The 10,773-nt window shown below is 71.1% G+C and carries 14 protein-coding genes and 1 tRNA gene; 10 read left to right on the top strand and 5 right to left on the bottom strand.

Features of this window, described 5'->3' with window-relative positions; translation table 11 throughout:
- Window positions 1-484 precede the first annotated feature (484 nt).
- The 3 genes from ACZ61E_RS32240 to ACZ61E_RS32230 form a co-directional block, all read right to left on the bottom strand.
- On the bottom strand, window positions 485-1,036 hold the full coding sequence (locus ACZ61E_RS32240; protein WP_469703927.1) for a single-stranded DNA-binding protein: 552 nt from the start codon (window positions 1,034-1,036) through the stop codon (window positions 485-487).
- 226 nt (window positions 1,037-1,262) lie between these two features.
- Window positions 1,263-3,224: a YfjP family GTPase gene (locus ACZ61E_RS32235; protein ID WP_469703929.1), complete on the bottom strand. Its 1,962-nt coding sequence runs from the start codon at window positions 3,222-3,224 to the stop codon at window positions 1,263-1,265.
- Between the two features lie 5 nt (window positions 3,225-3,229).
- A complete protein-coding gene (locus ACZ61E_RS32230; protein WP_469703928.1) occupies window positions 3,230-4,822 on the bottom strand; it encodes a dynamin family protein in 1,593 nt (530 codons plus the stop codon).
- 323 nt (window positions 4,823-5,145) lie between these two features.
- Between ACZ61E_RS32230 and ACZ61E_RS32225 the strand changes: the two genes are divergently transcribed.
- Window positions 5,146-5,218, top strand: a tRNA-Arg gene (locus ACZ61E_RS32225).
- Between the two features lie 144 nt (window positions 5,219-5,362).
- Window positions 5,363-6,310, top strand: a complete 948-nt coding sequence (locus tag ACZ61E_RS32220) for a tyrosine-type recombinase/integrase (RefSeq protein ID WP_469703925.1) — start codon at window positions 5,363-5,365, stop codon at window positions 6,308-6,310.
- 21 nt (window positions 6,311-6,331) lie between these two features.
- Here the strand turns inward: ACZ61E_RS32220 and ACZ61E_RS32215 are convergent, their stop codons facing one another.
- On the bottom strand, window positions 6,332-6,520 hold the full coding sequence (locus ACZ61E_RS32215; protein ID WP_469703924.1) for a hypothetical protein: 189 nt from the start codon (window positions 6,518-6,520) through the stop codon (window positions 6,332-6,334).
- A gap of 205 nt (window positions 6,521-6,725) precedes the next feature.
- Entirely contained in the window at window positions 6,726-7,100 is a 375-nt protein-coding gene (locus tag ACZ61E_RS32210; RefSeq protein ID WP_469703922.1) for a hypothetical protein, read from the bottom strand.
- Window positions 7,101-7,629: 529 nt separating this feature from the next.
- On the opposite strand from ACZ61E_RS32210, the gene ACZ61E_RS32205 reads away from it, so the two are divergent.
- The 8 genes from ACZ61E_RS32205 to ACZ61E_RS32170 all read left to right on the top strand — a co-directional run bounded on the left by ACZ61E_RS32205 (window position 7,630) and on the right by ACZ61E_RS32170 (window position 10,637).
- Window positions 7,630-7,959, top strand: a complete 330-nt coding sequence (locus ACZ61E_RS32205; protein ID WP_469703920.1) for a hypothetical protein — start codon at window positions 7,630-7,632, stop codon at window positions 7,957-7,959.
- 79 nt (window positions 7,960-8,038) lie between these two features.
- Window positions 8,039-8,467: a hypothetical protein gene (locus ACZ61E_RS32200; RefSeq protein ID WP_469703918.1), complete on the top strand. Its 429-nt coding sequence runs from the start codon at window positions 8,039-8,041 to the stop codon at window positions 8,465-8,467.
- Window positions 8,464-8,940 (top strand): hypothetical protein, encoded by a 477-nt coding sequence (locus ACZ61E_RS32195; protein WP_469703917.1) that lies wholly within the window; start codon window positions 8,464-8,466, stop codon window positions 8,938-8,940. The genes ACZ61E_RS32200 and ACZ61E_RS32195 overlap by 4 nt, the downstream gene beginning before the upstream one ends.
- A 115-nt stretch (window positions 8,941-9,055) precedes the next feature.
- Window positions 9,056-9,370, top strand: a complete 315-nt coding sequence (locus tag ACZ61E_RS32190; RefSeq protein ID WP_469703915.1) for a hypothetical protein — start codon at window positions 9,056-9,058, stop codon at window positions 9,368-9,370.
- A complete protein-coding gene (locus tag ACZ61E_RS32185; RefSeq protein WP_469703914.1) occupies window positions 9,370-9,693 on the top strand; it encodes a hypothetical protein in 324 nt (107 codons plus the stop codon). The genes ACZ61E_RS32190 and ACZ61E_RS32185 overlap by 1 nt, the downstream gene beginning before the upstream one ends.
- A gap of 7 nt (window positions 9,694-9,700) precedes the next feature.
- Window positions 9,701-9,997 carry a hypothetical protein gene (locus ACZ61E_RS32180; RefSeq protein ID WP_469703912.1) on the top strand — a complete coding sequence of 99 codons (297 nt, stop codon included), beginning with the start codon at window positions 9,701-9,703 and terminating at the stop codon, window positions 9,995-9,997.
- On the top strand, window positions 9,994-10,200 hold the full coding sequence (locus tag ACZ61E_RS32175) for a hypothetical protein (protein ID WP_469703910.1): 207 nt from the start codon (window positions 9,994-9,996) through the stop codon (window positions 10,198-10,200). The genes ACZ61E_RS32180 and ACZ61E_RS32175 overlap by 4 nt, the downstream gene beginning before the upstream one ends.
- Window positions 10,197-10,637: a hypothetical protein gene (locus tag ACZ61E_RS32170; RefSeq protein WP_469703909.1), complete on the top strand. Its 441-nt coding sequence runs from the start codon at window positions 10,197-10,199 to the stop codon at window positions 10,635-10,637. Before ACZ61E_RS32175 ends, ACZ61E_RS32170 begins: the two co-directional genes overlap by 4 nt.
- Window positions 10,638-10,773: the final 136 nt, after the last annotated feature.

The raw sequence follows: 10,773 nt of genomic DNA, 5'->3' as shown, positions 1-10,773 counted from the left end.
TCTCCCTCAACTCCTCCCTCCCCCAACCCTTCTCTCGACCCCCCCTCCCCCCCGCCCCTTGGGAGCCCTTCCCTTTCTCCCCCCCCGCCCCCCCCCCCCCTCCCCCCCCCCCCCCCCCGGTGCTGGAGCGTGTCGTCGGCCACGGCCGTGCCCGCGCTGGCTATGGAGCCCGCGACGACAAGACCGGAAACGACCAGCGAGGCGGCGAGACGGGCGGCGCCCCGCCTCCGAGCGGTTGGAGCGAAGAACTCAGACAGCGCAGACAACACAGATTTTTCCCTCCGTGCGAGGTCCTCCGCGTGGGACGCGTGGGGGGATTGCCTCGCCAGCAGACTCAAGTGCCCCATGAGTACTCGGGAATCCTATGGATCAAGGTGACCGGCGATGCCCATTCGTACGTTCCGATAACCGTTCCGAATCGGAATCGTTATCGCTCACACCTTCGGACCCGTTCGACTGTCGACAAATCTCCACAACTCCCCGGTCAGAGCGGTCCGGTCGGCGCCGCGACGCCCCCGGCGGGCGCCGAGGACCCGTCCTGTTCGGACAACCACGGTTGCGTATGCACGGGTTCACAGGTCGCCTCCCTCCCGCCGGCCGGCCCCGCGGACCCTGTCGACGCCGCGGCGGTCTTCGCGGCCGAGACGTCCGCCGGACGCTCCGTCAGCACCGGATTCGCCCGCGCCACCCGCTTGAACGCGGAGGTCCCCCACGTCAGATCGTGACCGACCGACACCGCGTCGATGTCGACGAACGTCCGGCGCTGGCCGTCCTTCGCCTCCTCCCTCACCCGGAGCCTGCCGTGCACCACCAGCGGGTCTCCCACATTGACCGACGCGGTGAGATTCGCCCCGAGATTCCGCCACGCGCAGACGGTGTAGAAGCTCGTACCACCGTCGGTCCAGGCCGAGTTGCGGCGGTCCCAGCGGCGCGGAGTCACCGCCAACCTGAAGCGCGCCACCCCGCCGTTCGCCGTTTCCCGGTCCTCCACCCCCGTCGCGGCGTTTCCCACCAGCGTCACCACCGTGTCGTTCATGACAGCCCCCGTTTCTCCGGTGTCGGCGCTCACCGACCACTTCATGCTGGCCCGGAAGGGAAATCTCCGCCGACGGCTGTGGATTACTCACCAGTTGTGCAAAACTCCGTCACCCTTTCGGGGCCGCCCGTCCCCCACCGCCGGAAACCCGTGGCACACGACGGACCCGGCACGAGACACCCGGCACGGCGCACCCGGCGGGCACGAGTACGCGGAGCGCTCGCTCCTACCTCGTCAGCCCCGACACCGTCGAGTACTGCTCCCGCACTTCCCGGTAGCGCATCAGCTCCGCCGCGATCGGATCCAGCACCTTGGCCCGCCCGCAGCCCGCCGCGGCCTCGCGCAGCCGCCGCTCCGCGTCCTGCCCGTACCGCCTCGCCGGTCCACGCGCCGCCGCCGCGCACGCCCACTCCACCAGCGGACCGCCCACGATCCCGCCCAGCATCACCAGCACCGGCGGGATGATGCCCGGATCGAGCACCCCGATGATCTGGCCGACCAGCCACAGCCCGCCGAAGATCTGGAGCAGTGTCATGGCCGCCTGCGCGAGCACCGCCGCCGGCCACCAGGCGGGGCGCGAGGGGCGACCACTCGGCGGCCCCGCCGTCACCGCCAACTCGTCCAGGGCCTCCGGCAGCCCGACGGCACCCCGCACCGCCGCCTCGCGCACCGCCTGCGCCCACGGCCGGGGCAGCCCGGCCGCCGCGTCGTCCGCGACCGTGCGCACGGCCTGCTCGACCCGTTGCCTGGCGGTGAGTTCCTCCTCCACGATCACCGTGGCGCGCGGCACGCCGCCACCGGGCGTCCGGGTGCGCTCGTACCAGCGCCACAACCGCAGCCAGGGCGTTCCGCAGGCGCGCCCCGCGTTCCTCAGCCACTCACGTTCGGCCGCCTCGCCGGTGGCCACCGCGCCCACCGCTCCCGCGAGCCGTTCGGCGAACTCCTCGCGCGAACGCTCGCTGAGGCCCGTGCGCCCGTCGGCGACGTACACCGAGCGCAGCCGGGCGGCGGCGGCGTCCACATCGGCCGACAGCCGCCTCGCGGCGGCGTTCCGCTCCTGCACGAAACGGCCGATCTCCCCGCGCAGTTCACCGACGCCCCGGCCGGTGAGCGCGGAGATCGGCAGCACCGTGGCCCCCGGTTCACCGTGCTCGCCGAGCGCCATGCCGTCCTCGTCGAGCAGTCGGCGCAGATCGTCCAGGACCTGGTCGGCGGCGTCCCCCGGCAGCCGGTCGACCTGGTTCAGCACGACGAAGGTGATCTCCGCGTGGCCCGCGAGCGGTCGCAGATAGCGCTCGTGGAGCGCGGCGTCGGCGTACTTCTCGGGGTCGACCACCCAGATGACGGCGTCGACCAGGGCCAGTACGCGGTCGACCTGGTCCCGGTGCGCCACGACGGCGGAGTCGTGGTCGGGCAGGTCGATGAGGACGAGACCCGCCAGTTCCTCGTCCCCGTCACCGCCGGCGAGCGGCTTGCGGCGCAGTCTCCCGGGGATGGCGAGCCGGTCGAGCAGCCCCGCGGCGCCCTCGGACCAGACGCAGGCGATGGGCGCGGAGGTGGTGGGCCTGCGCAGGCCCGTCTCGGAGATCGGCACTTCGGCGAGCGCGTTGAACAGTGTCGACTTGCCGCTTCCCGTCGCACCGGCGATGGCGACGACCGTGTGCCGGGAGGAGAGCCGCTGCCGTGTGGACGCCTCGTCCAGTACGCGTCCGGCCTCGGCGAGCGTGGTCCCGTCGATACGGGTCCGCGAGAGACCCACGAGTTCGCGCAGGGCGTCGAGCCGCGCCCTCAACGGCCCTTCGTAGGCGCCTCCGATGGGCTGGTGGGCGTCGGCCGGGGCAGTCGTTCCGCCGGCGTCCCCGATCGCCTCCACCCCGACGGTGACGGCCACGCCGCCGGCGCCGTTGTGCCCGGTCGCGTGACGGGCGATCAGCCCGTCGTCCCAGCGCCGGGCCCCCTCCGCACCGCCGTTCGCGCTGCCGGTCGCACCGTTCGCCGCCGCGGCGTCAGCGCCTCCGGCACCGCTCACACCCTCAGAGCCACCAAGGCCACCGGAACCACCGGCCTCCCCGCCCCCGGCCTCTCCGCCCCCGGCCTTCCCCGCCCCCGCCTTCGTCGCTCCGGCCCTACCGGGCCCCGTCTCGCCGGGCTCGTCCGTCAGCGTGCTCACGTCCGTCGCGTCCGCCATCTCGGTCACATCTCCTTCTGGAGTACGGAAAGCGCGGCGATGAGTTCCGCCTGCGGCTCCGGCGCCACTTCGAGCGCGTCAAGGGGAGCCAGCCGCCGGTCCCGTTCCCCGTGCAATACGTCGTCGATGTATGCCGCCACCAGGTCACCGCCCTTGTCGCGCAGCCGCAGCGCGCCCTGGGCCCCGATCCGCTCGGCCAGCCGCTCCCCCGCGGCCCGGGTGCGGTGCCCGCCGAGAAGGGAGGCGGCCAGGAGCGCGGCGACCGTCTCGGCGTCGGGCGCGCCGGCGCGTTCGAGAAGTCGTACCTCGTCCTCGGCCAACTCCTCGACGACCCGCCGCCAGCGCCGTACGGCCATCCCGATCCGCTCGGACACCTCACCGTCCGGCCCCGGCGCCAGGAGCGCCCCCGAGGCCGGCTCGCGCCGCCACGCCTCGATGACCCGCTCGTCGGCCGCGGCGACGGCGCACTGGAGCAGCGAGGCCAGGCTCTCGGCCAGCGAATCGAGCAGTTCGCGCGCGGAGCTGTCCCTCGGATAGCCGCGCCAGCGGGTCCGCGCGTCCCCCGCGAGCACAGCCCCCGCCTTGAGCCGCCCGCGCACGCGCTCCCGTTCGGACGCGTACGCCTCCTCGACGGCGCCCGTGAGGCGTACGGCGGCGGCGTACTGCGCCGCGACCGCCCCCGCGAGCTCCGGCATCCTGACGTTGAGCGACCCGATGACCCCGGCGGCGGTACGGACGACGGCCTGCTGGCGCGCCGCAGGGTCCCGCACCCGGTGCGTCAGCCAGGCGAGCAGGGGCGAGACGGCGGTGGTCGGGAGCAGTCCGCTGCCGCCGCCGGCCGACTCGGGCAGTTCGGGGATGGTGAAGCGCGGCACATCGCCCAGTCCGGCCTTGGTGAGCAGCGCCGCGTACTGACGTGACACCTCGTCAATCATCTGATGGGGCACCCGGTCGAGGACGGTCACGAGCGAGGCGTCGTACTCCTTGGCCGTGCGCAGCAGGTGCCAGGGCACCGCGTCGGCGTACCGGGACGCGGTGGTCACCATCACCCACACGTCGGCCGCGCAGATCAACTCGGCGGCGAGGACCCGGTTCCGTACGACGAGCGAGTCGATGTCGGGCGCGTCCAGCAGCGCGAGGCCGCGGGGCAGCGCGGCGGCGGTCTCGATGCGCAGCGCGTTCTCGGCGTCCGCGCCCCAGGCCCCCGCGCCGCCGTCCTTCTCCTGCTGGGTCGGCCAGACGCGGGTGAGCTGCGGCAGGACCCGTACGCCGTCGAACCAGTGGGAGTCGTCGGGGTGGCACACCAGTACCGGTGTGCGTGTCGTGGGCCGCAGCACGCCCGCCTCACTGACCCGCCTCCCCACAAGGGAGTTGACGAGCGTCGACTTCCCGGCCCCGGTGGATCCGCCCACCACGGCGAGCAGTGGCGCTTCGGGGTCCCGGAGCCGTGGCACCAGGTAGTCGTCGAGTTGCGCGAGGAGTTCCTCCCTGGTCTGCCGGGCACGCGGGGTCCCGGCGAGAGGGAGTGGAAGACGCACGGCGGCGACACGGTCGCGCAGCGCGGAAAGTGCGTCGATCAGCTGAGGCCGTACGTCCAAGGTCACCACATGCGAAGAATGCCCAACTTTGGAGTCTTTTTGAAGCGTATAGACATCTCCTGCGCGCCGGTCAGGTGCGGGGGACAGACGGGACGAGTGGGGCACAGGCATAACGAGTGCACAACACCCGCAGTCTGAGGCGTGAAAAGCACTGCGGGAATCGCACCTGCCTGCGATTATCGGTTCGCTTCACCGAACCTCCACATCGTGCCACGCAGGTGAAGCAACCGGGTCAGGGTGAGCTGAGCCCTATCCTTGTCCCGGCACAGGTCACGGACCGCACGGACTGCCCACCGGCATCCGGGCCCCGGGACCACGTTCCGGCCCCCGTAGCTCAGTGGATAGAGCAGGCGCCTTCTAAGCGCTTGGCCGCAGGTTCGAGTCCTGCCGGGGGCGCACACATAGCCTCACCTGCGGAAACGCGGGTGAGGCTTTTTTCTGTCCGGAAGCACATCGCTAACAGGCCAAGCGCCTTGACTGTCCACGATAGTGGACAGCACTGTGGTGGGCATGACCCAAGAGCGATACAACTTGGGCCCGATGGCTGCCTCTTGGCTGCGGGCGCTCAAGTCCCAGAACAAGTCCGACAACACGATCCGCATCTACGGGCACGCCGCCCGCGGCTTCACCGTGTTCCTCCTGGACGAGGACGCCGGGTACCGTCCGGCCGCCAACGAGGACGGCACCGCCGGGCGGCCGGCCCCGGCCGACATCGACTCGATCCACCGTGAGCACGTCGAGGCGTACATCACCGCCACGATGAGGCGCACCTCCGCGAGCAACGCGCACCAGCACTTCCGCAGCCTGAAGACGATGTTCAACTGGCTGGTGGACGAGGAGGAAATCGAGTCCGGCCGGTCACCGATGCGGACCATGAAGCCGCCCGCGGTAACCGAGCTGGAGGTCCCCGTCATCAGCGACGCCGACCTCGCGAAGCTGTTCAAGTCCTGTGCGGGCAAGACCTTTGCGGACCGACGGGACACCGCGCTGCTTCTGCTCTTCCTCGACACCGGCGTGCGCCTGTCCGAGGCGACCGACCGGCGCGTCTCGGATCTCGACCTCGACATGATGACGCTCCACGTTCTCGGCAAGGGCGACAGGGCGCGGCCGGTACCGTTCGGGCGGACCTGCGCGACGGCGCTTGACCGGTACCTGCGAGTTGCGGCGAAGTACAAGGGCAAGGCGCTGGAGCCGGACATGTGGCTGTGGTGGGCGGACCGGGGCAAGGGTCACCGGCTGACGATCTGGGGCGTGGGGACCATGCTGAAGCGCCGCTGCGCCGAGGCAGGGATCACCCACATTCACCCGCACCAGTTCCGTCACACGTTCGCGCACCAGTGGAAGGTCGGCGGCGGCAACGAGGATGACCTCATGCGGATCACGGGGTGGCGTTCACGGCAGATGCTCTCCCGCTACGCCGCGTCGGCCGGGGCGGAGCGGGCGGCGCTGGCACACAAGAGGCTGAGCCCTGGCGACCGGCTCAAGTAGCCGGCCGCCAGCGGAGGGGGGTTACCGGCCGGGCCCGACCAACGCGAGGCTCCCGACGAGCCGCGGCACCTGCACGCAGAGCAGCGCGATGGCTGCTGCTTCGGCGATCTGGTCCGGGTCGTACGCCATACGTACGCGGTCGCCGTAGTCCCGATACATCATGGGGATTCCGCCGTCGAGCTCCACGCGCTCCACACGAACGTCCGTCACATGACCCCCTGTCCCGCTGGCTCCGGGTGTCCGTTCCGTACGTTCGGACACACCCGGTTCGCACAAGCGTTCGATCCTGCGCGAGGTCACGTCACCATACGACTACGCAGACGATTAGTGCAGGCGACAGCCAAAAACGGAAGGAGTCCGATCGGCATTGTGACGATTCAGAAATCAGTCAGGTTATGTGACTAATGAGCAACGGCTATTCTTCCTGCGCCCAACTCCGCGCCACCGCTTCGGACTTGGGGCTCTCCGCCGGCCGTTCGCCGATCCTGTGCAACAGCGTCGCAGGGGCATCCCCCGCCAGCTCGGACGCCGTGTAGCCGATCACCTGGAAATGGGCGGCGGCGGCGATCACGTCGCGCGGTAGATCGAGCCCGACAGCGAGGGCGGAGACGAGCCGGGGACTGATGGTGTAGGTGTCACCGTTGATGATCTTCCCGACGAGGGATTTACTCGGAGACCATCCGGTCTCTGGATCCACGGCGACCTCCGAGAAATCGCGAACGGACCACCGCTTGCCGCTGCCAACGTGCTGCTGCATCAGCTCGGTAAGCGCGTCACGCTGCTCAGGCACCACAACCGCCTCTCTCGGCGCCACGGTCCACACCTCTCGGCCAAATCCCTTTGGAAAATACCTGGTCAGGGCGCACAACCATTTACGCTCGCGAGCCATTGTCCACGATCAGGGACGGCGCGGGGGCCTGGCGACCCCATGCGACCGAATATTGCCTAACCGCAATCTCGTCCACGATCGTGGACACCGCTCAAGCGGTGTGCTTAAGTGAGGCCGTCCACGATCGTGGACAGCTCAACGGAGGAACCGATGACGCCTGGCAGGCTCCACCTGACCGACCCCGCACTCCTCAGGATGCTCATGCAGTGGGCTCCAGGAGGGCGGGTCATCAGCGGGAAAGAGCTGGGTGATCGCGTCGGACTCTCCAAGAGCAAGGTCTCCGCAATGCTCTGCGGAGAGCGCAGGACGGTGGAGCCCGAGACGGCTCGGCTCATAGCCGAGACCCTCGGGGTTCACCGGGGCGCTCTTTTTTTTGAGCCACTGTCCACGTCCATGGACGTGGACATCACTCCCCGGAAGGACTCCCCCCATGACCACCAGCGAGCGGTCGATGCAGATGCGCCTGGCCTCGCATCGGAGCTGGGTCAACACCCCCGACAGGGCGAGCCGCACCGCAGCCGCCCGACGCGCTAGCCACCACACCCGGTTCATCACCAAGGCCCGCGAGCTGCACCCGACCGCGACCGAAGCAGAGATCACCAAGGTCGCCGAGTCGCTCCGCAAGGCGCACTACACCGAGCTCGCGCTCAAGAGCGCACAGGCCCGACGGCTTAAGGGCCAGGCCGCGAAGGAGGCCAAGCAGAAGGCCATCGCCGACGAGCTGGCCACCTACGAGGCCGGCGAGACCAGCGCCGCCTGACGACAGACGGGGCCGCCCGGACCCGGCCAGGTCCACGGCAGCCCCTCGGCGCCTCACCCAACACAGAGATCGAGGAACCGTGAGCAACCCTATCGACCGTCCCACTCCCGAGCCGCAGCCGCCGTTGCGTGACGCGCTGATGCACGCGCTCGCCGCGACGGAGGCCGTGATCAGCCGCCTGGTCGTGATGCCGGTCTCCGTCACCCTGACCGAGCACCGCGGCGTGTACGGCATCAGCCTCCACTACTTCCAGGACCCCGACGCCGTGGGCGCGTTCGCGTCGGCGCTCGGCCTGGACGAAATCATCACCTCGCCGAACCGCCGTACGTACAACACCACGATCACCGAGGCGACCGCGCACATCGAGGGCATCCCGGTGCACGCGTGGACGCAGACCGAGGACCTGCCGGAGACCGCGACCGGGGAAGCGCCGGCCCACGCCAACACGCTCCAGACCGCGCCCGACGTCCAGACCCTCGCCCAGGCCGCCGGGCAGGTGTCGGCATGACGAACACTCCCAACCCCCTCGCTGCCATCGAGCAGATGGAAGCCGCAGCACTGCGCGCGAGCGTGGTGGGCCGCCAGCTGCTGGCCGCCGCCGCGGACCTCCCGCCCCTCCTCGACCTCCGGCCGCGCGCCCGGTCGTACGGCGGGGAGGGCCACGCGGAGCTGCACTTCCAGCCCGGCTCCATCGCCGACGCGCACACCTGGGCCGCGCACCTCGGCATCGAGCTGGTCACGAGGATCGCTCCGGCCCCGGACTACATGCCGGGACACGGCCAAGAGCGGGCCGAGGGCGAGACCGTCATCGACGGCGTGAGGACGTGTGTCAACACCGTCCGGTTCATCGAGCCTGACGAGTGGGCCGCCATCCAGGCCGCCGAGCGGGACACGCCTGCCGGGGAGATGCAGCGCATGTCCGGCGACCCCGTGCGTGACACCGAGCCCGCCACGGCGTGCGACGCGGGGGCCGAGCAGTGATCCCGCAGCTGTGCCTCATCGCGCTCGGCCTCCTCGTCGGCGCGTGCATCGCCGCCGGCCTCGTGGCAGACCGCCGCATCACCCGTACCGCCCGCCACCGCCGAGGGACCGCCTGATGACCGTTCACATCCAGCACGACGAGCACGACGTGGACCAGGACGAGGGGATGAGCGCGGCCGAGCGCTACGAGTACGACCGCACCGCCGAGTTCGTCCAGGACGCGCGGGACGAGGAGCGGGACGCCGAGGAGCAACGCAAGGCCGAGGCCGAGGCGCCCGCCGTTGATGACGGCGAGTGCCAGGCCGAGTTCATCGACGGATCGTACGAGTCCTGTGGCTGCGACGAATGCGATGTGCGGGAGGCCGAGGAGCGCGAGGCTCGTGCCGGGGAGTACGGCCTGCTGCCTGGCATCGACGGGTACCCGGCCTGATGGCCGCCGGATTCAAGGTGCCGCAGCCGAAGGCGAAGCGGCGCCGTGCGCAGGCGAGTTCGGCGGACAACTGGAACGGCGGGCAGTACGGCATGCCGCAGCCGGGGCGCATCATCGAGTCACCCGCCGCCTCCCCGGTCGAGCGGTGCGGCGTCGTCGCGGACACGGTGGACGAGTCCGACCCGAAGCTGAACGGCTGGGTCCGGGCCGGTGTGTACGGGTCGGCCGAGCCGGACCGTATCTGGTGCTCCGGTCTCCACGCCGCGTACGGGGTCGCGCTCGCCGAGCTGCGCCTCCCCGGAGCGGGGGCCGGCCGTGAGTGACCTCCTGATGAGCGACGCTCCGGCGCTCGCGCTCCTGGCCGTCTTCGCCGTCGGCCTCCTGGCCTGGCTGGTGGCGGGCGCGCTCGCCGTCCTCGCCCTGGTCCACGGCCTGCTGCGCGCGTACCGGTGGCTCCGGCCCCGGCCGCGCTGGGACATCGACCAGCCGCCTCCCGACGACCTGCCAGCGGTGCTGTGGCGTGCGTGCCACAGCACGGTGTGCGGCCACATGCAGACCCGTCACACCGTCACCCCCGAGGGCGTGGCGATCTGCCAGGGCTGCGGGGCCTCGGCGGTCAGCGCGTGAGCGGATCCATCAGGCCGTGCGGCGTCCCCCGGCCGCCGCACGGCCTGCGCTACGCCCGCCCGTACCCGTGCGGCTGGCGCTGCGACAAGCACACCCCCGCCGCCGACCAGGGCAAGCCCGAGCCGCCCCCCGGACCCGGCTGGCCAGCCGGGTCCTACCTCAACACCCCTCCACCGTCCGACAGTCAGGAGATGACTCCGTGACCACCACCGTGCACAGGCCGAGCCCCGCCGACATGGCCCGCTCGCGCCCCCGGCCCTCGCTCGCCGACGTCAAGGCCGGTCGGCACCTGATCGCCCCCGGCACCCGCGGCCCCGGCGACCCGCCGTTCCGCAGCATGTACGACCGCCTGGTCATCGAGTCCGGCATGCACCCCCATCACCGCCTCGTCGCCCTCGTACTCAGCACGCACGCCGACTGGACCACCGGCGTCATCGCCGAGGACGCCCAGCCGTACCTCTCCGGGCTGACGACCAAGACGGGGCTGCTGGAGGCACAGGTGGCCGTCGCGCTGACGTCGCTGCTCCAGCGCGGATGGGTCCGGCGCGAGGCCGCAGTGCCGCGTGAGCGTTACGAGACGGCCCGCATCCAACTCGCCATCCCCACGCCGCTCATGAAGCGCCTGCTGCTCCGGGAGTGACCGCCCTGGGGGGGGGGGGGGGGGGGGGCCCGGCACCGCCCCCCCCCCCCCCCCCCCCCCAAAAAAAAAAACAACGCAAAACAACAAAAAGAACCAAGGCCCCCCCCTTCCGTCCCCCCCGGCCCACACACCTCCG

This window comes from Streptomyces sp. NPDC104581, from assembly GCF_055583685.1.
The sequence above is the reverse complement of the archived record's forward strand: the minus strand, read 5'-3'. Positions and strand labels throughout refer to the sequence as shown.